The sequence below is a fragment of the Microbacterium mitrae genome (assembly GCF_008017445.1).
In the GTDB taxonomy this organism is placed as follows: Bacteria; Actinomycetota; Actinomycetes; order Actinomycetales; family Microbacteriaceae; genus Microbacterium; species Microbacterium mitrae.
The window spans coordinates 1247815-1266710 of record NZ_VRSW01000001.1; the positions used below are offsets into that span (position 1 = coordinate 1247815).

The window sequence follows — 18896 nt, forward strand, 5'->3', positions numbered from 1 at the left end:
TGTCACACAGCAGTCTAGAAGTGACAGCGGTGCTCGTCAACCACCACTCCGGGTTGGTTAGTGCGAAGACGAGCCCCACGTGCGCGAGCCACCCGCGGCGCTGCGCGTCTGCGGAACGCCCCACGGGTTCGCGTCTTGCAACGGCTCAGGCAGCACGGCCTGCGGCGCATCCTGATACGAAACTCCGCGCAAGAACCGCGTGATCGCCGCGGTGCCGACACTGGTTCCGTCACTCGTCGTTGCCGGGTACGGGCCGCCGTGTTGCATCGCGGGCGTCACCGAAACTCCCGTCGGCCACCCGCCAAACAGCACCCGGCCGCTGGTTTGCGCAAGCACGTCAATAAGGTCGGTGAGGGCACCCGACGCGAGCTCGGTATCGCGCGCGTGCACCGTGGAGGTGAGGTTGCCGGGAAAGAGCGCCGCGTGCAGTTCGGGAAGCTCTGCGGCGTCGGAATAGCGCACCACGATAGATAGCGGCCCGAACGACTCGTGAAGCAGTTCGTCGCGGTGCGCCAGGAGCGCGTCAACATCCGTGGCCACGAGCGTTGGTGTGGCAAAGCTCTGACCGTCATCGTCGACGCGCACCCGACCCTCGACCAGAACGTCAACACCGCCGGCGCCGAGCACGGCGGCGCGGCGCTCGGCAAAGGCACGCCCAATGCCCGGATTGAGCAGACGGTGCTCGGCAAGTTCGGCGGCGGCCGTGGCCGCGGTCAGATCTGACCCGGCCGGCACGAAGAGAAAGCCCGGCTTCGTGCACAGCTGACCGGCAGAACCCGAGACCGAGCCAATGAAGCCCGCAAGCAGGGCGTCATCGACGTACGTGGCGTAGACCGGATTGACGCTGCCCAGCTCGCCGAAGAAGGGAATCGGAACGGGGCGCGACGCGGCAATATCGGCGAGAAGGCGACCAACGTGCGTTGAGCCGGTGAAGGCGCCCGCCCGGATCCGCTCATCTTGCAGCATGGCAACACCGTTTTGCTGACCCTCAATGAGCTGGAACACACCCTCAGGCATGCCGGCGTCGCGTAGCGCCTGAATCACCACGGCGGCCGTTGCCCGCGAAAGCTCCAGGTGCCCGGAGTGTGCCTTGACGATGACCGGGCACCCTGCCGCGAGCGCCGCGGCGGTGTCGCCACCGGCCACCGAGAACGCGAACGGAAAGTTGGAGGCGGCGAAATTGAGAACTGGCCCGACAGGCTCAAGCATTCGCCGCACATCGGGGCGCGGACCGATGACATAGTCGGGGTCGGCGTCATCAATACGCGCGTCGAGGTAGGCGCCTGAGACAATCACATCGGCGAACAGTCGCAACTGCCACGAGGTGCGCCGCACCTCCCCCGTGAGACGGGCTTCGGTGAGCCCGGTCTCGCGCATCGCGATGGCGATGAGCTCAGCGGCCGCCGCATCGATCGCGTCGGCGACGGCGACGAGCGCGGCCCCCCGATCGCGCGGATTGGTCTTGGCGAAGGGTCGGGCAGCCAACGCGGCGGCAGCCGCCACGGTCTCGATAGTGGTGTCAGTCATGATTCCTCCGCGCGCGGGTGAGCGCGCTGTTAAAAGACGAAGCCCTCAGGGAATGGGTCGGTGTCGCTCAGCAGGTACTGGCCGAGCCCGGTGATCCAGGCCCGCCCGGTGATGGTGGGAATCACTGCCGGCGCCCCGCCGACCGTGGTCTCGGCGATGAGTCGCCCGGTGAATTCGGTGCCAATAAAGGACTCATTGACGAAGGGGGTATCAAGCGCCAGCTCTCCACGCGCATGCAGCTCTGCCATGCGGGCACTGGTTCCGGTGCCGCACGGCGAACGATCAAACCAGCCGGGGTAGATGGCCATGGCGTGGCGGGAGCGCACGGCGTCGGAACCAGGAGCGATGAATTCGACGTGGTGTACGTGATTGGTTCCGGCGATGAGCGGGTGCTGGGGCGGCGCCTGCTCGTTGATGGCGTTCATGATCGAAAGCCCCGCCGCCAGGATGTCTGCCTGCCGGGCGCGATCGAATGGCAGCCCCACCTCGTCGAGGTCAACGAGAGCGTAGAAGTTGCCGCCGAACGCCACCGAGTAGGTGATTTCGCCGATGCCCTCAACGGTGATGCGGGCATCGAGCCGGTCGACAAAGCTCGGCACGTTTTCGATCGTGACCGAGACGGCTCGACCGTCTTCGACGGCAACGCGCGCTACGACGAGACCGGCGGGTACATCCAAGCGAATCTCGGTGATTGGTTCCGTCACCTCCACCATGCCGGTCTCCACCAGCACCGTGGCCACGCCAATGGTTCCGTGCCCGCACATGGGCAAGAAGCCGGAGGCCTCGATAAACACCACACCCCAGTCGGCGTCATCACGCACGGGAGGCTGCAGCAGCGCGCCTGACATGGACGCGTGGCCGCGCGGCTCGTTCATCAGAAAGCCGCGCAGCCCGTCAAGGTGTTCCATCGCGTACAGTCGGCGGTCGTTCATCGTCGCACCGGGAATCACGCCAACGCCGCCGGTGACGACGCGCGTTGGCATTCCCTCGGTGTGCGAGTCGACCGCCTGAATGACGCGACGCGCTCTCATGCGCCGACGGCCTCGCGGCGTGCGGCAAGCGCGGCGAGCGCTCGCTCGGTGTCGGCGGTGACCTGCGCGTGCTGCTCAGCACTCAGCGGGCCGCGCGGCGGGCGGGTCGGGCCACCGTAGGAGTTGCCGCAAATGTCCATCGAGAGCTTGATCGCCTGCACAAATTCGGTGCGCGAGTCCCAGCGGAACACGGCGACCAGCTGCTCGTAGAGCGCCTTCGCCTGGTGCCACTCACCGTCGCGGCACAGGTTGTAGAGTTCAACGGCCTCGCGCGGGAAGGCGTTGGGGTAGCCGGCAAACCACCCAACGGCACCGTTGACCATGAGCTCAAACAGCACGTCATCGGCGCCGGCGATGACGTCGATATCGCAGAGCTCCTTGATTTCGTAAACCCGACGCACGTCGCCGGAGAACTCCTTGATGGCGACCACCTCGGGAATTTCAGCCAGCTTTGCGACGAGCGCCGGAGTCAGATCAACCTTGGTGTCGAACGGGTTGTTGTAGGCCATGATGGGCAGACCGACCTTGGCCACCTCTGCGAAGTGCGCGATGACTTCTGACTCATTGGCGCGGTAGAGCGTCGGCGGCAGCAGCAGTACGCCGTCGGCGCCATCCTCCTTTGAGATTTCCGCCCACTTGCGCGCCTGGTGGCTACCGACGCCGTGCACGCCGGCGACGACGATACCGCGACCGTCAACGGCGTCGACAGCCACCTGGATGACCTTGCGGCGCTCGTCATCCGTTAGCGAGGAGTACTCGCCGAGCGAGCCGTTGGGGCCGACGCCGCGGCAGCCGTTGCTCATCAAGAAGTCGACGTGCTCGCCAAACTTGTCATAGTCGACGGCAAGGCCTGCGGGTGCCGACGCGTCTTCTTTGAACGCGAGGGTGGTAGCGACAACAACGCCGCCGAGGTCCATGGTCTTTTCAGTCATTGCTGCTCTCTTTCAGTGTGGGTGTCAGTGCGGCCAGTTCGCCAATGCGAACCGACGCCAGAACGGGTCGACGGTCAATCCCTGACGGGGCGCCGGTGAGGTCTTCGATGCTGCGTCCGCAGGTGCGTCCCTGGCAGGGGCCAAGCCCGGCGCGCGTTGCCAGGCGCATGGCGCGAGCAGATACGGCGGAATACTCCGCGATCATGGCGCGTGTGGCTGCCTCGCAACGGCACACGATGGTGTCGTCGTCGAGCCATGCTGTCCAGCCGGGGCGGATGGCGTGGGTCGCCAGACGCGCGGCAAACGCGTGCATTCGGTTGCGGGTTGTCTGCGGTTTGCGCATGCGAGGGTCGGTGCTAGCGACTCCTGCGGCCGCCAGACCGGCCACTTCACCCTCGGCAAGGGCGGCATCGGCACCGCCGATTCCGGTGATCTCCCCCGCCGCGAATACACCCGCCGTGGTGGTGCGCTGGTCGTCGTCAACCAGCACGAAGCGGTCGGGGGTGATGTCGCATCCGAGTTGAATGGCGGCTTCAAGGCGCGGCGTGAAGCCGTGACCGAGCGCCACCGCATCACATTCGACGGTGCGCTCGGTGCCGGCAATCGGGCGCCAATTGCCGTCGATACGCTGCACGGTGGCCGCTTCGACGCTGCCGGAACCATGAATGCGTGTCACGGCGCTGCCGAGACGATATGGCACGCGGTTCTTGACGAGGGTGGCAGCGTACGAGCCCAGCTCCCCCGCCTTACCCATCGCTGCGACGAGCTCCCACGGCTTTCGTGCCCACCCGCCCAGAAGCGGGCGCAGCGCGGTCGCTTCGACGACCTCGGCGACGGAACCACCCAGTAGCGTGACGCTTTGGGCTACCGGCAGTAAGAATGGCCCGGCACCCGCGACCACGGTTCGGCTGCCAAGCGCGACGCCGTCGCGCTTGGCGAGCGCCTGCACCGCACCGGCGGAGGTCACGCCCGGCAGCGTCCACCCCGGAACGGGGAGGACGCGGTCGTGCGCACCGGTGGCCAGCACAATGGCGTCGGCCTCCAGAGTTTCGCCTCGGCGATCGGCGCCATCGGCCGGCCCGGTCAACGTGTGCACCCGCAGCGGGGCACCCGGCTCAAGTCGCCACACGCTGGTTGAAGACATGACCCGCACGGCGGTGCGCTCGTCGGCAAGCGCCGCGGTGAGCTCCGCAAACCGGCCCCGCTGGTGCTGCAAGCGCTGATCGGTCAGCTGGGGATGGTTCCGCCAGAATTGCCCGCCAACGCGCTCGCCCTCATCCACCAACACGACGTCGGCGCGCGCCCGCGATGCGGCGACCGCCGCGGCAAGCCCAGCGGGGCCCGCGCCAACAACCACGATGCGCGTCACGAGCGCACCTCCCGCTCCACCACGTCACCGTCGCAGGCGGTGCGCTGGCAGGCGCGAACACCCTCAACGCCATTGACCGTGACCACGCAGTCCTGGCAAATGCCGATGCCGCAGAAGATGCCGCGCTGCTCGCCCTGGCTCGTGCGCCACGTCTGATGCCCGTTGGCGAACAGCACACCACCGATGCTCTGGCCGTCGCGGCCGCTCAGGCTTTCGCCGTCAAACTCGATGCGAACACTCACGCTGCCACCCCCTGCAGGCTGGCGCGGGCGGGCAAGAACGGTGCCGGATCCAACGGCGCCGCGGTGCCCAGGATGGCGTGCGAAATGAGGGCGGCCGTGGTCGGCGCGAGGCCAATGCCCGCGCCCTCATGGCCTGCGGCGTGAAAGAGTCCGGCGATCTGCGCGTCTGGACCGATCGCGGGCACGTGGTCGGGTGCGTACGGCCGAAAACCGAAGTAGGTGCGCAGCAGCATCGTGTCACGCAAGAACGGAAACAGGCGCGTCGCCTTGGCGGCAATTTCGGCGAGCGGAACCAGGGTGCCTGCTTCGGAGAAGCCTACGCGCTCGCGGCTGGAACCAATGAGCACGGTTCCGCCGGGAGTCGACTCCACGACAGTGGAAGTTTGCAGGCTCGCATCCCCCGAGCCAACGGCGCCGACATAATCGGCGTCGTAAACCTTGTGAAACACGCGCTGCGGCATGGGCGCGGTGACCAGAATGGTTCCGCGGCGCGGCCGGATGTCGAGCGCGGCGCCAAACAGGGCGGCGGCTTCGCCCGCCCACGGGCCCGCACAATTGACCACGGCGTCGGCCTCGATGCGGCTGTCGGTCGTTTGCACGCCACGAACGCGGGAGCCGTCGACTATGCCGCCAATCACCTCGGTCACGCGATAGTCGGCGCCGAGATAGCGCGCCCTGGCGAGCATGGCTTGGGTGGCCAGGCTCGGCTGCACCTGCGCGTCGTCGGGATAGTGCACGCCGCAGGCGATGTCATCGGCCAGGTGCGGCTCTGCGGCGCGAAGGGCTGCGGCATCAAGCACCTCGGAGGTGATGCCGATGCCACGCTGGGCTGCGGCGAAGGTTTCGAGGGCTTCGGCGCCGCCGGCGAAAGCCACCACGATGCCACCCTTCGCCTCGAACTCTGTGGCGGGTTGGCCCGCAACGCGGTCGGCGTCGAGGCGCTCGGCGAGAGCTCGCCAGGCGCGGTTGGCCTCAATGGCCAGCAGCGCTTCGGGGCCGGGAGCCTTGTCAGACACGAGGATATTGCCCTCACAGCGACTGGAGGTTTCGCCAGCCACGCCAACGCGGTCGAGCACGATCACCTCGGCGCCCGCCTCGGCGAGCTCAAGCGCGCATGCCGCGCCGATCGCGCCTGCGCCGATAATGACTATCCGCATGTCCACCCTTCTCCGCGTGTGACATGTGACATATTACCCAATGCCGTGCGGAAAAGCCAGCCACTCGTGGCTAGTCTTCGTCGCGACCGCTCCACACGCCGCCGATGTGACGAATATGGCGGCGCATGAGGGCCTCGGCGGCCACGCCGTCGCCCGCAACGAGCAGATCAACCAGCTCTGCGTGTTCCATGGAGGTCTGCACCAGCGTCTCAGCCTCAACCAGATGTGCGAGCCCGACCAGGCGGGTCTGCTGTCGCAGTTCGGCAACGACTTCGAGCAGCTTGCGGTTGCCGGTCACCTCAAGAACGCGCAGGTGAAACGCGGTGTCGGCGGCGAGGTACTCGGCAAAACGCTTCTCGACGGCGGCCTGCACGATATTGCCGGCGAGTTCGCGAAGCGCGACCACGACGTCATCGGTGAGCGCGCCTGCCACGTCGCGCATGGGCGGCGCCTCCAGCAGGGTACGTACCGCAACAAGTTCGCGAAGTTCATCTTCGGTCACATCGGTGACAACAAAGCCGCGGTTGCGCAGCGGGCTCAGAAACCCCCGCCTGGCGAGGTTGAGCATGGCCTCACGCACCGGCGTCGCGCTGACACCAAATTCGGTTGCCAGAGTCGGAACCGTCAGCACCTGCCCGGGAGGAATCTCGCCCGACACAATGCGCGCCGAGAGTTGACTTTCTACCTGTTCGCGCAGGCTCTCCGCCGGCGCAATCACGGTCGCGAAACCACTCACCGCTCGCTCCTCGCTTCACACGTCATGTGCCACATGCTATCCCCATACCTCGCCGCTGGGCAGAAGCGCTGTGTCGTGGTCATGCCACCTGGCATGGTGCCACAGCTCGAGCGACCCTAGCGGCGCCAAAAGGTCAGGTGGGTGACGCCGCTGGGAGATGAGACCGACTCGACGTTGAAGCGTTCTTCGATTCCCTCAAGGCCGTCCCACAACCGCTCGCCCCGACCGAGGATGATCGGAACCACGGCAAGGTGCATTTCGTCGATGAGGTCGGCCTGTAAAAACTCGCGGATCGTCTGCACGCCGCCGCCGATGCGCACGTCGAGCCCGCCGGCGAGGGTGCGGGCCTGTTCGAGTCGACGGCGGGGCTGGCGTCGACGAAGTAGAAGGTGTTGCCGCCTGCCATCACGAGTGGCGCGCGCGGGTGGCGGGTCAGTACGATGACCGGGGTATGAAATGGCGGGTCTTCGCCCCACCAGCCGCGCCAGTCTTCATTCGGCCATGGTTCCGATTTTGGTGCGAACTTGTGGCGCCCCATGATCTCGGCCCAATGCCTGCACCCCACCGGCTTGCGAACACCTCGTCGATACCCGCGGAGCCTGCGGCCGCCTCGGCGGTGCCGGAACCATGCATGTTGGTCTGCTGCGTGCGGGTGGGGAAAGACCACTGCACGAGGCGCATGCCGGCGTGCCCGAAGGGTGCGTCAAGGCGTTGATCGTCGCCGACGCCGAAGCCGTCAAGCGAAATGGAGAAGTTGTGAACGCGCACGCGTGACATGAGAACTCCTGACTGTGTGCCGTGCGTTGAGACTAGTCACCCGCCGCCGGGTACGAAAGGGGTTGGTAGCGCGGATCGTTACATGGTGGGCGGTACGCCGTCGTCGGGCTCGGTGACAACGGCGCGGCGCCGAACCTTTTGCGACACCAGCTCGCGGCGAATCGTGATCGAGAGCACGGCCGCGATCACACACAGTGCTGCACCGCCCCACCACGCGTAGGTGTAGGTGCCGAAATTGTCACGAATGACGCCCGCGCCCAGCGCCGCCAGGGCCGCGCCAATCTGATGGGAGGCGAACACCCAACCGAACACAATGGTTCCGCGGTCTCCGAATATTTCGCGGCACAGCGCGGCCGTCGGCGGCACCGTCGCGACCCAGTCGAGGCCGTAGATCACGATGAACAGGATCATGCTGGGGTGCACGGTGTCGGCGAGCAGCCACGGCAGTAGCAACAGCCCCGCGCCACGGAACGCGTAGTACGCGACGAGCAGTTTGCGCGGGTCGAATTTGTCGGTCAGCCAGCCGGAGGCGATGGTTCCGGCGATGTCGAAAATGCCGACGACGGCGAGGAGGCCTGCGGCGGTGGTTGTCGGCATGCCGTGGTCGTGGGCGGAGGGGATGAAGTGGATGCCGATCAGCCCGTTGGTGGTGGCGCCGCAGATGGCGAAAGCGATGGCGAGAGCCCAAAACGCCTTGTGTTTGGCAGCGAACGTGAGCCCCTCGATGGCTCGGCGGGCGGCTCCTCCTGCGGTGCGCGCGGGCGAGGTGTAAGTTTCGGGGTCGGCACCATAGGGCAGCACGCCGCGCTCTTCTGGGTAGTCCCGCACCACGAACCAGACGATCGGAACCGCAATGAGGGCTGCCGCCGCAATCACCAGTGACGCTTGGCGCCAGCCGCCCGACTCGGCGAGCGCTGCGACCGGCGGCAAGAAGATAAGTTGCCCGGTGGCCGCGCCCGCGGTGAGCACGCCCATCACGAGCCCGTTGCGGCGCACAAACCAACGGTTGGCGATGGTCGCCGCGAAGACGAGCGCCATCGAGCCGGTGCCGAGCCCGATCAGCACACCCCAAAACACGAGCAGTTGCCACGATGCCGTCATCAGCACGCTGCCGCCCGCGCCGAGCGCGACGAGGGTGAGAGCGGTCGCGACGATCTGGCGAATGCCGAAGCGATCCATGAGCGCGGCGGCGAATGGCGCGGTCAGGCCGTAGAGCAGCAGGTTGATGCTGACGGCGAGCGACATGACGCTGGTTGACCAGCCGAATTCCTCATGCAGCGGAACCATGAGTGCGCCGGGTGCGGCGCGAAAGCCTGCGGCGGCGAGCAACGCGACAAAGGTGACGGCGGCCACCCACCATGCCGGGTGCACCCGCCTGCGCGTTGTCTGCTGGGGCGGTTCCATGGTTCCACTTTCTTTAACGAAGTTTTAGAATGCTTTGAAAGCACACCAGGGAGGAAATGGGTATGGCTCTTCGATCGGACTGGTCTGGCGAACTCTGCCCGATTCGGCGTTCGCTCGACGTGTTGGGCGACCCGTGGGTACTGCTGATCGTGCGCGATGTGCTGCATGGGCCGCGTCGATTCGACACGCTGCGAGAGAATCTCGGCATTTCTGAGGCGGTTTTGAGCCGGCGGCTCGCGAGCATGATCGAGGCCGGGCTGCTCGAACGCGTTGAACAGCCGAGCGAATCTGGTGGGGCGCTTCGCGGCTACGGCGCGACCGAGGCCGCCGTGGAGTTGTTGCCCGCGTTGCAACATTTGGCGGCGTGGGGCGAGCGCCACACCCCGCTGCCCGAAGGCGGCGCGCACATGGCGCTGATTCACCTCGGATGCGGTGGCGAAACCGAGTCGGCCGAGCAGTGCACGGCGTGCGGCGCTCGATTATCGGCCGAAGAACTGGTGTGGGACCGCCCATGGCGCGAAGTGAGCCCGCCGTTTGCGCCGAGCGGAACCATCAGCTGAGTTTGCTGGGGGGTTCGCGTTGCGTGCGCGGGTGGGTTGCGTGGTCGCGTGGTTTTGCGTGGTTGGTTGTCGCTCGTGGTTTCGCGCGCGCGGTTTCGCGTGGTTTCGCGTGGTTGGGCAATGTCGGAGCCGCCATCTAGCCTCATCATATGGATGCTGGCACCGCGCTGCGCGAACTCATGACGGCCATCAACGAACATCGTTGGGAAGATCTGGCGCAATACCTGCACGATGACTTTGTGTGCCATCTGGTGCACACCGGTGAGTCATTCAGCCGAGACGAGTGGATCGCCTTCAATGCCGACTACCCCGACTTTGACACCCTCACCATTGAAGAGCTCGTCGCCGCCGACATGCACGCCGCCTGCCGTTCGTTTGTCTCAAATGTCGGCAGCAACGGTGCGCCGCAGTTCGCGTGCGCCAGTTTTGCCCGCATGACCGACGGGCGCATCTCCAGCCTCACCGAGGTGTGGACAGACCTCGACCAGCAGGCCCCAGAAGGCACCCGACCGCCAACCTCCTGACGATGTCTCGCGTCCAGTGTGCGGCTGCGAGACGACTCGGGGCTCATGTCGGGGTCTTGGCGTGGTTCCGCCCCCGCACCCAACCCCCGGCAAGAAATGCCAGCGCCATAAGTCCCAGCACGACGATGAGCGCCCCAATCGCCGAGGCCGGTGACACGTAAAAGCCCGCCGGATCGGGCAAGTAAACGTCGTTCGCGATCGGCTGGTAGGCGTACCAAGAAAACTCGGCAGGCCGGTCCCTCCCGATCACGAAGACGACGGCTCCCACAACGACCGCCGCGATGCCGATACCCCAGCCGATGATTCTGCGTCTTCGCGATGTCATCCCCCGACGTTAGCCCGAGGCTACTCACCCCCTCAACTCGTGCTCCGTGGTTCCGCCCCCGGCCGCGCCATTTTGTCGTCGCTTTTTGCAGCACACCCGTGTTCCGGAACAAAAACCGACGACAATATGATGTTCCGCCTGCAAAATGCGGCCGATTAGCCGGACCAGCAGCACACACCCCGGGCAGGGGGACGGGCCTCAGGGCAAAGCGAAAACCCCCTGATTTCTCAGGGGGTTTCTCTGGCGGTGACGGTGGGATTTGAACCCGAATGCCACCCGCGGGATGCCGCGAGGAGTAACCTCCTTCCGCAGAAAAACGGGCTTTTTCAATCTTCGAGGTCATTTGGAGATCACGATAATCTCTCGGGTTGTTGCCACCTCGTTGCCACGGTGAGAGCTCCGCTGGCGATTCGAAGGGTACGCAAAGTTGCGCACCCCACCCGGTATGGACTGATCCTCACCCGTCGGGCCGCGACCACCAATGGGGTAGCGTCTCTCGACACCCTTGTGTGCCGCATGCCCTCGCGCGCGCGACCCCCTCCCCAAACCTCGGGGGGAGATAGATCACTGCCGGAGAAGTCTCCTCTGCGGCAGGTCGTAGAGATTTGGACGCCCTACCCCTGCTTGTGGTGTTCCGGCAGCGATGCGGATGACTTTGAGGAGGTCGTGTGTCGGTAGCGCGGTAGCGCGGGTGGTGAATGTCTCGGCGTTGCGAGTGATGTCGGGGGCTTGGAGCGGTTGGGGATGTTGGCGTGGAGGTTACGTCGATGCGTTCTGTCTGGCGTGGCGAGGCCTGCCCCTGGGTCAGGGTTGGGGTTGCCGTTGAGTTGGTCCGGCATAGGCGAGGGGGATGACCCGTGTCATGGAGCCACCCCCCTGGTATGCCTGTGGACGTGGTTACGCTTCTGTGAGCGTGACCGCCACGAACGCGACCGGCTTGCTTACGCGGAAGCCGTAGCGGCCCTCGAACATGAACAGGAACGTGTTGTCGGTCGTGCGCTTTCCTGCGTCGACGATGAGTTCGTCGTCGCCGATCGGGATGATCTCTGCCTGGTCCCAATCTCCGACCACCGCGGTTCCTGCCGGCATCCCAACGCTCGTGACGACCGACGCACCAAGGAAGTCCTCGATCGCCGCGCGGGACGGGAACAGGAATGGGCCAGTGGCGCCGCCTTCGCGCATCAGCTCGAGGCTCTGCAGGTCGTCCGGGTTGAGCACCCAGCCGGTGAAAGGCAGCTCCTGCGCGACGAACTTGTGCTTCGCGTTCGACAGAGTGCGCAGCAGGTCCGTGCTCCATGCCTGCGTCTGGATTCCGGAGGTGTTCAGGATGCCGGTGAAAGCGTCACCAGTTCCATCGCCTGACAGCATGTCCGCTTCGATCGCTTGCATGGTGTCTTCGGCGAGCTGGGTGCGCACGATGTCCGTGATCGCTTCATAGTCGTTGAGATACCGATACGGGAGATCTTCGGTCTTGTTCGCGTACACGCGGTACTTGTCATCGACCTCACCAAACGTGTAGACCGACGTCGGTTTCGCTTCGCCATCGGGGACAGCGGCCGCGTTGTTCGTGCGTGCCGTCTGTCGGATGTATTGGAACCCGTTCCCTACCCGTTCGCCCTGGGGCTTGCCGCGTCCAACAAGATCGAGCAGCGTGGTGCGCTTTGCGAGGATCTCGACTGGCTCTCCGACGAGATCGGGAACCGAGATAGATCCGGAGACGAGCGCCTTCACTCCGTCAACGACTCCGAGGCGTGAGGACATGCCCTGCACGCCGCTGACAGCCTTCTCCGCCCAACGCTGGCCACGTGCCGACTGCTTCCGCGCGATCCCGCTCTTTGCCGGCGTCGACACGTTGAGGCCGGTATCGAAACCGATCGCGGCAAGGTTGTCGATGAGTTCCTGACTCGCGCGCAGCTTTTCAGCGTCACCACGCTCGGATGCCGCCTTGGCTTCCTTGTACGCCTTCAGGTGATTATTGACTGCGACGAGGTCGTCTCCAACAATGTCGCGTTCACCGTACTTTAGTGAAATGTCACGCGCGGCCTTCAGCTCGCGCGCCATGATGCTTTTGTAGTCCACGATGGGACTCCTCTCAGGGGGGTGCGCCAGCAACCGAAGCCGCGTTTGGCGCGATGAGTTGTGGATCGCCGGGCGGAAGGTGTGTATGTGGCCTCTACCGTGATCACACGGGAAGCGGGTTCAACCCTGGCCCTGCGCTGCTCGCATCCGACCGGATCCTCGTCGACTTGGCCGCTAAGCTCTTCGTCGCCTTGTCCGTAGTCGCTGATCCTCACCATTCGTCCGTCTGGGGCTCTTCGATCTGACGTTCTTGGCCCGGCCCGGACGAATTGGCTACAGCGCCTTCAACTCGCTGAGATGACTCTATCTCAGGTGTCGGACGTTCGCCGCGAAGCCACGCAATCTCGTCTGCAGCGGCGAGGAACCCTGACCCGTCCCGGAGTCGGCGCGGCGGACGCCGCGTGGCCGCCGCACCCTTGCCATCATCGATCACGCGCCACTCGCTCACTGCTCGCCCGCCTCTTGGATGGCTCGCCTGCGCTCCGTCATGAGATCGATAGCCCCGGGTAGATCACCATTCCGCAGCAGCCGCTCGATGCGGTCAAGTATGCGCCCATCCCGTCGTTTCGCGAACAGCAACGACTCGAAGTTAGCCTTCCAGCGATCAGCGCGAGAACGAGCACCCTTTAACCGCGCCTCAGCAGTATGCGCACGCATTTCGACTGTCCGCACGTCATCAATTCTTTGCTTCAGGTCACCAAGCGTTCGACGGAGCTCTCCAGCGTAACGACGCCAAGCATCCTCGCCGTCACCGCGCCGCGGCTGCTCGATCACTACGCCACCTCCGCGAGCTGACGCGCCAGCACGGCACGTACGAACGAAGCCGCGTCATCGCCATGAACATCGACAAGGATGCCGGCGAGATCTTTGCTCAGCACCTGCAGCACGTTGATCGTTGCGCCCATCTCCCCAAACCCATAATCGTCATCGAACATTGCCTGCACCGCCGCCGCGAACATCTCGGTATCGCCAGTGACCTGCGCTGCTACTAGTTGTGACGCGCGAGCCTGATCAATTGCCCTCATCGTTTCCTGCTTTCAATTCGTTGTTGTCCTTCGCCATCGTTGCGAGTCCAGCTCTATTCCGGTGCTAACGAGTGGCTCCCTCTCGTTGTACGGCCCGTATACCGCCGCGTAGAGCCCGTCTTCGTCGAGGTCATTGCGTTCCCAGTGGCAGTTTGTGCACTGGTACCAAGTGGGCGCGCCTCCGCGCGACGGTGGGACGATCACGACGTACTTGAGATCGCATACGACGCATTCGCGGCCCGCGTGCCGGCGACGGTCAACGAGTGGCCATCTGTTCCGGACGCGGTTCACGGTCCAGAAGCCAGGGTGATCCGGAACCGTTGCCGCAACGGTGAGGTTCCACCATTCGGTGAGCGCGGCGTGGTCATTCGCGATTTCTGGGAGCTGCGCGATGATCCCCCACACGAGTTCGCGCGCACGGGTGAGGATCTCCGGTGCGGTGGGGTTCTGTCCATGGAGGGTGAGTCCGATGATCATTTCTAGGTCACGCATCGCGTCGAGAATGTCGACGTCGACCGGGGCGAGCGTGCCTTGCTCGACGCTACGCCGCGTGTCCTTGAGGGTTCGGACGCTGTGCGTGTCGGTGAGCTCTCGGAGATGGCTGAGGAGTGCTGGGATAGCTTCGAGAGCGCGCGTGAGCCGGCCGCGGCATCGGTGGCAGATCAGGATGCCGTCAGCGGCGCTGGCAGGTACGCATCCTTGGCAGGTCGCGTCTTGTGTTCCGTAGTCGGGGCAGGCGGCGAAGTGCTGCGCGGGGATGATGCATCCGTTGATGCAGGCTCGGTCGGTCATGAGTTCCTCACGGTGTTGCTTGGGTGCCAGCCCAGAAGCCGGCTGTTGGTTGAGCGGCGACGGCGAAGGCCTCGCATGGGTCGCGGATTGGGCATGTGTTGCAGGTCAGGCGCATCTGGTTCGCGTTGTGTGAGTTCGGCGGATCCTCGGCGGTGAATCGTAAGTCGTTCGCGCACGCAGCGCGGTGCCGGGTCATCGCGGTCTGCAGCGCGGCCCACTCTCGAGGGCTTTCACGTGTGAGGCGTAGCACGCCCTCGCGAACGGTTGCACTACTCAGACCCTGGAGGCGGGAGCGGAGGACTTGGGGAGGTCGCAGGTCGGTCACAGCTTCGCGTCCACCTTCGCGCGCCAGGCTGGCGAGCCCTCGGCAACTTTCCCGTCATCGCGCAGACCACAACCGCACCAGCCGGATACCGGATTGAACAGGTGCGAGACGCAGACGCCGGATGGCGCCGACGAAGGCTGAGCCTCGGGGTATGCGGAATTGGGGGACCCTTGGTGCGATGCGTCTTGTGCTGCGCTGAGTCCGCCGCCGAGATCCGCGTACGCTTCGCTGACGTGGCTCACGCAACCTCCCAGAGTGGGTCGGTGTTCTCGCAGATCATGCAGGTGCCGTCGTTCAACCGGCGGTGGTTGCCGGTGCCGCAATCAAGGACGCGAGGACTCATAGTGGAATCTCGGCGAGGATCGGGCGCAGCCTCTGCGGCTCGACGATCATTCGCACATGCTCGACAGGGCTTCGAATGCTCCCAGGTGGAGTGGATTCGACAGGATCGGGTGGGGGTCGCGCTCGCGCGTCCCTCCTCCTCTTTATCCTCCTTCTTCCTCAGGGCACCGCTCAGCGGTGTGTGTTCCGCACCGAAACCGGTATGCATTCGACCGTTCAGCGGTATGCGTCCATCGCCGGTCAGACCACGGCGAGCGGTATCCGAACCGTGATCATTAACACCACGACTAGCGGTATCCATCGCAGCCGGAGATTTCGGCCGCAGAGGGTTACCCTCGCCATCCAGGATCGCGTACCGAGAATGGCGACCTGGTGCACTCTTTGCGAGCGTCGAGATCAGCCCGTAATTGGCGAGCACGCCGACCGCACGGTCAACGGCGCGAATCGCGCTTGTCGTGCCCGGCACGATGGCTAGAGACTCTGCCAATGAGGCGCGCCCGGCGAAATAGGTTGGATTCGCATCGTTGTCCAACGCTGTCAACGCCATGAACACATACACACGCACTGGGGCATGCTCACGCAGCCCCTGAGTATAAGCCACCGAGTATGCGGCTTTAGCAAGTCCTGCTCCCATCATCACTCCAACTCCTTCAGCGCGCGCCGTTGATCTTGTCGCACTCGCCGCGCGCCCACAGCAGATCGTTCAGTAGACGATCTGTCTGAACGCCGTCGAGCTCGTCGAACACGTCGAGCGAGAGAGTCGCGTCTGAGCCATCGATCGATTGCTGGATTCGGATCGTGTAATGGTCTTGAAGGATCTCGTCGAGGACGTGCTTGCCGTCGGTCGCGTGCCAGTCTCGGTGGCACTTCTGCACGTCACAAAGCACCGCATTGAACTCGTGCTCAATGCTGGGCCGGTACAGGCGGTATGTGCGGTACGTGTGGCGAGCGTTGCCGGCTTCATCGTTGTCAATCACGCGCCACCCTGCACGGAGGAAATGCCCCCTCCGCGCGTCGCGTAGAACCTTTTCGGCATCTTCGAGGTCGACGTCTTTTGCACCGCTGAGCACGCGCACGAGGAAGCAGTCTTCGCCTTCGTCTGTCGTGTACGACGTGATCGTAAATGCGCGGCGCCAGAGTCGCCCTGCAGAGTCGGTCACTAATTCCACAGGTGTCTCGGACTGCACGAAGCGGATCTCGCGGTGCATGAGATTCTGGTTCGCCCAGTCGGCTTCTTCTTGGGTTACGTCACCGGTGTAATCTACGACGTCGAGTTCGGTCTCGGGGACTGCCAGCGCGAGGAACTCAGTTGGAAGCATTCCTGCCTCGCGTGCGGCCTCGGCGAGCTCGCCGACGGTGAGTTGGTCGATGGGCTGGCCGGACCACAGTGCGGACACGTCGACAGTGGAGGTCGGCTCGGGGGAGCGTGTAGCGTTGGACATGATCGGTTCTCCTTCGTAGGTGTTGGTGTTCTGGTCCTCGCCCCGGGCCGGTGCAACGGCATCCGGGGCGTTCTGCTGTCCAGCACGCCGAGCACGTACTTCGTCGTGCTCGTTGCCCGCGAATGCCTGTACGGGCGTGTCGTAGTCGATGCGGAACGCTCCGGCTTCCCGCAGCATGTCGCGGGCGTATTCGACGGCGGCGGGCGGGTCGGTCAGGTTGATCGATGCGATGCTTCCTGACGGCATTCGCCAACGCTCAACAGCCTCAGCTTGGCTCTGCGTCTGCAGCACGGTCAGACCGCCTCTGCCGTGCTCGTGCGCTCGGACGCTTCCAGCCAGGCGATCACGTCGCTCTCGCGATACACAACCTTGCGCGCAGTTGGTTTCAGATATACCGGCCCCTTGCCGGTGAAACGCAGCTGTGCAAGTCCACCCCGTGTCATTCCTGGAATCAGGTCACACACCTGGTCGGGGGTCAAATACTTTTCCATTCCGCTTCCGATCATTTTGACTGTTGTACAAATCATCTTGATCACTATTAGAGCGAGCATCTGCGCCAAAGTCAATATGAACTAGAAAATAATCATTTTGATTCACTAGAATCTCGGCATGGCAGCTAATGAAAGCTTCAAATCGCTGAACCTCGGCGCAACCGGTCGGCATGCAGCCGCTCAAATCGCGAGACAACGCAACGCGCAAGGCCTCAGCTATGTGGCGCTTTCAAATCGACTCGAAGAACTCGGATGGCCGTTACCCGTATTGGCACTCCGCCGAATCGAAGCGGGAGCTCGCAGGGTAACGGTCGATGATCTATTCGCACTCGCAGTCGCCCTGGGCGTTTCGCCATTCGAGTTACTCACCCGCGAGAGCGAAAACACTCCCGCAGGTACCGGAGTCCCACCGGGCGTAACAACCGCCGAGGTTCTGGCCTGGGCGCGCAACGAAACGGGGCTCAGCACGGATGAAAGACTCGACTACTGGAGCCAAGCCGCTGATCGCGCAATGGCTGAGATAGAAGAATGGGAACAGTTCGAAGCGACCGCCAAGAACGGTGCAGCTCGCAAGCTTGCCAGCGACCGCGTGCGAAAACTCGAAGATCAATTGGCGCTCGCCGTGAAACGGCTCGAGGCTCTCAACGATGGGTAGCATCTACGCGTACGAGACGAAGGCCGGCAAGAAGTTTTACCGGATCATCTACCGACGCCCCGACAACACCCAAACCCAGGAACGCGGATTCACTCGGCGCCGTGACGCTGAGCTGCGCCTAGCTGAAGTCGAGATCGGCAAATCAAAGGGCGACTACGTCAACCCCACCGACGCACGCGAGCCCATCGAGACGATCGCTGCAGGATGGCTCAAGGCTCGCGAGCCGGTCATGAAGGCATCGAGCTACCGATCCATCAAAAGCGCGTGGGAGACGCACGTACAGCCGCGCTGGGGAGCACGTCGCATCGGCTCCGTGAAGCACTCCGAGGTGCAAGATTGGGTGTCTGATCTAGCACGCGAGAAGTCAGCCACAACCGTGTTGCGTGCGTACGGTGTCCTCGCGGCCGTTCTCGACGTCGCGGTGAACGATCGACGCATCAGCCGGAACGTCGCGAGAGGTGTCACGCTCCCCCGCAAGGTTCCGAAATCGAAGCCCTACCTCACACACCAGCAAGTCGCGACCCTCGCTGAAACCTCAGCACACCCCACGCTCGTGCTCTTCCTGGCCTACACCGGCCTCAGATGGGGCGAAGCGACCGCGCTGCGGGTCAAGCACGTCGACGCTCTCAGACGGCGCGTGAACGTCGAAGAGAACGCCGTCATGGTCGGCGCGGTCGTGCACGTCGGCACACCAAAGACCCATGAAACGCGCTCCGTGCCATATCCCGCGTTCCTAGCGCTGCAGATCGCGAAGCTCTGCGAGGGAAAGAGCCGCGACGATCTCGTGTTTGGTGACGGGCTAACGCACATGCGTCTACCGAACTCCCGCGACGGATGGTTCTCCGCAGCGGTGAAGCGAGTCCTTGAGGCGGAGGCGAAAGCGGCGGCCGCGGCGAAGGCTCGAGGAGATGAAGCGCCGACGCTCATGCCGCGCGTGACACCGCATGATCTGCGACACACCGCCGCGAGTCTCGCGATCAGCTCGGGCGCAAACGTGAAGGCCGTGCAACGCATGCTGGGGCATGCCTCCGCGAGCATGACGCTCGACACCTACGCGGATCTCTTTGACGATGATCTAGACGGCGTCGCGCATGCGCTCGATCAGGCTAGGCGTACAGCGGTTGTTGCCACTTTGTTGCCACGGTGATGATTCCGGGAATG

At 64.4% G+C, this 18896-nt stretch carries 23 protein-coding genes; 4 read left to right on the top strand and 19 right to left on the bottom strand.

All coding sequences use genetic code 11. From position 1 onward, the window contains the following. Positions 1-57 precede the first annotated feature (57 nt). The 10 genes from FVP60_RS05750 to FVP60_RS05790 form a co-directional block, all read right to left on the bottom strand. Positions 58-1527: an aldehyde dehydrogenase (NADP(+)) gene (locus FVP60_RS05750; RefSeq protein ID WP_147825259.1), complete on the bottom strand. Its 1470-nt coding sequence runs from the start codon at positions 1525-1527 to the stop codon at positions 58-60. A 29-nt stretch (positions 1528-1556) separates the two neighbouring features. Continuing rightward, positions 1557-2558 carry a proline racemase family protein gene (locus FVP60_RS05755; protein ID WP_147825260.1) on the bottom strand — a complete coding sequence of 334 codons (1002 nt, stop codon included), beginning with the start codon at positions 2556-2558 and terminating at the stop codon, positions 1557-1559. Continuing rightward, positions 2555-3490, bottom strand: a complete 936-nt coding sequence (locus FVP60_RS05760) for a dihydrodipicolinate synthase family protein (RefSeq protein ID WP_147825261.1) — start codon at positions 3488-3490, stop codon at positions 2555-2557. The genes FVP60_RS05755 and FVP60_RS05760 overlap by 4 nt, the downstream gene beginning before the upstream one ends. Further along, positions 3483-4859: an FAD-dependent oxidoreductase gene (locus FVP60_RS05765; protein ID WP_147825262.1), complete on the bottom strand. Its 1377-nt coding sequence runs from the start codon at positions 4857-4859 to the stop codon at positions 3483-3485. Before FVP60_RS05765 ends, FVP60_RS05760 begins: the two co-directional genes overlap by 8 nt. Continuing rightward, positions 4856-5101, bottom strand: a complete 246-nt coding sequence (locus tag FVP60_RS05770; RefSeq protein ID WP_147825263.1) for a (2Fe-2S)-binding protein — start codon at positions 5099-5101, stop codon at positions 4856-4858. The genes FVP60_RS05765 and FVP60_RS05770 overlap by 4 nt, the downstream gene beginning before the upstream one ends. Beyond that, positions 5098-6258: an NAD(P)/FAD-dependent oxidoreductase gene (locus FVP60_RS05775; RefSeq protein ID WP_147825264.1), complete on the bottom strand. Its 1161-nt coding sequence runs from the start codon at positions 6256-6258 to the stop codon at positions 5098-5100. Before FVP60_RS05775 ends, FVP60_RS05770 begins: the two co-directional genes overlap by 4 nt. Positions 6259-6328: 70 nt before the next feature. Further along, positions 6329-6994, bottom strand: a complete 666-nt coding sequence (locus FVP60_RS05780; RefSeq protein ID WP_147825265.1) for a GntR family transcriptional regulator — start codon at positions 6992-6994, stop codon at positions 6329-6331. Between the two features lie 116 nt (positions 6995-7110). Next, complete coding sequence (locus tag FVP60_RS13330; RefSeq protein WP_425463443.1) at positions 7111-7314, bottom strand: dihydrofolate reductase family protein; 204 nt, start codon at positions 7312-7314, stop codon at positions 7111-7113. 112 nt (positions 7315-7426) lie between these two features. Further along, complete coding sequence (locus FVP60_RS13335) at positions 7427-7771, bottom strand: hypothetical protein (RefSeq protein WP_425463444.1); 345 nt, start codon at positions 7769-7771, stop codon at positions 7427-7429. Between the two features lie 78 nt (positions 7772-7849). Beyond that, entirely contained in the window at positions 7850-9175 is a 1326-nt protein-coding gene (locus tag FVP60_RS05790; RefSeq protein ID WP_147825266.1) for an MFS transporter, read from the bottom strand. A gap of 62 nt (positions 9176-9237) precedes the next feature. On the opposite strand from FVP60_RS05790, the gene FVP60_RS05795 reads away from it, so the two are divergent. Next, entirely contained in the window at positions 9238-9735 is a 498-nt protein-coding gene (locus FVP60_RS05795; protein WP_147825267.1) for a winged helix-turn-helix transcriptional regulator, read from the top strand. A 149-nt stretch (positions 9736-9884) separates the two neighbouring features. Beyond that, positions 9885-10259 carry a nuclear transport factor 2 family protein gene (locus FVP60_RS05800; protein WP_147825268.1) on the top strand — a complete coding sequence of 125 codons (375 nt, stop codon included), beginning with the start codon at positions 9885-9887 and terminating at the stop codon, positions 10257-10259. Positions 10260-10302: 43 nt separating this feature from the next. On the opposite strand, the gene FVP60_RS05805 is transcribed toward FVP60_RS05800, so the two are convergent. From FVP60_RS05805 to FVP60_RS05845, 9 genes are all read right to left on the bottom strand, one after another. Further along, positions 10303-10584: a hypothetical protein gene (locus tag FVP60_RS05805; RefSeq protein ID WP_147825269.1), complete on the bottom strand. Its 282-nt coding sequence runs from the start codon at positions 10582-10584 to the stop codon at positions 10303-10305. Positions 10585-11481: 897 nt separating this feature from the next. Beyond that, positions 11482-12663: a phage major capsid protein gene (locus FVP60_RS05810; protein ID WP_147825270.1), complete on the bottom strand. Its 1182-nt coding sequence runs from the start codon at positions 12661-12663 to the stop codon at positions 11482-11484. Positions 12664-13107: 444 nt separating this feature from the next. Then, the gene (locus FVP60_RS05815; RefSeq protein WP_147825271.1) at positions 13108-13437 is read right to left on the bottom strand and encodes a hypothetical protein; all 330 of its coding nucleotides are present in this window, start codon (positions 13435-13437) and stop codon (positions 13108-13110) included. Further along, complete coding sequence (locus FVP60_RS05820; RefSeq protein WP_147825272.1) at positions 13437-13688, bottom strand: hypothetical protein; 252 nt, start codon at positions 13686-13688, stop codon at positions 13437-13439. The genes FVP60_RS05815 and FVP60_RS05820 overlap by 1 nt, the downstream gene beginning before the upstream one ends. Positions 13689-13700: 12 nt before the next feature. Continuing rightward, on the bottom strand, positions 13701-14480 hold the full coding sequence (locus FVP60_RS05825) for a hypothetical protein (protein WP_147825273.1): 780 nt from the start codon (positions 14478-14480) through the stop codon (positions 13701-13703). A gap of 7 nt (positions 14481-14487) precedes the next feature. Next, positions 14488-14676: a WhiB family transcriptional regulator gene (locus tag FVP60_RS13340; RefSeq protein ID WP_147825274.1), complete on the bottom strand. Its 189-nt coding sequence runs from the start codon at positions 14674-14676 to the stop codon at positions 14488-14490. 367 nt (positions 14677-15043) lie between these two features. Further along, positions 15044-15787 (bottom strand): hypothetical protein, encoded by a 744-nt coding sequence (locus FVP60_RS05835; RefSeq protein WP_147825275.1) that lies wholly within the window; start codon positions 15785-15787, stop codon positions 15044-15046. A 10-nt stretch (positions 15788-15797) separates the two neighbouring features. Further along, complete coding sequence (locus FVP60_RS05840; RefSeq protein ID WP_147825276.1) at positions 15798-16880, bottom strand: hypothetical protein; 1083 nt, start codon at positions 16878-16880, stop codon at positions 15798-15800. A 2-nt stretch (positions 16881-16882) separates the two neighbouring features. Then, the gene (locus FVP60_RS05845) at positions 16883-17116 is read right to left on the bottom strand and encodes a helix-turn-helix transcriptional regulator (RefSeq protein ID WP_246132504.1); all 234 of its coding nucleotides are present in this window, start codon (positions 17114-17116) and stop codon (positions 16883-16885) included. 82 nt (positions 17117-17198) lie between these two features. Between FVP60_RS05845 and FVP60_RS05850 the strand changes: the two genes are divergently transcribed. Next, the gene (locus FVP60_RS05850) at positions 17199-17735 is read left to right on the top strand and encodes a helix-turn-helix domain-containing protein (RefSeq protein WP_147825277.1); all 537 of its coding nucleotides are present in this window, start codon (positions 17199-17201) and stop codon (positions 17733-17735) included. Next, a complete protein-coding gene (locus FVP60_RS05855) occupies positions 17728-18882 on the top strand; it encodes a tyrosine-type recombinase/integrase (RefSeq protein WP_147825278.1) in 1155 nt (384 codons plus the stop codon). The genes FVP60_RS05850 and FVP60_RS05855 overlap by 8 nt, the downstream gene beginning before the upstream one ends. Positions 18883-18896 lie beyond the last annotated feature (14 nt).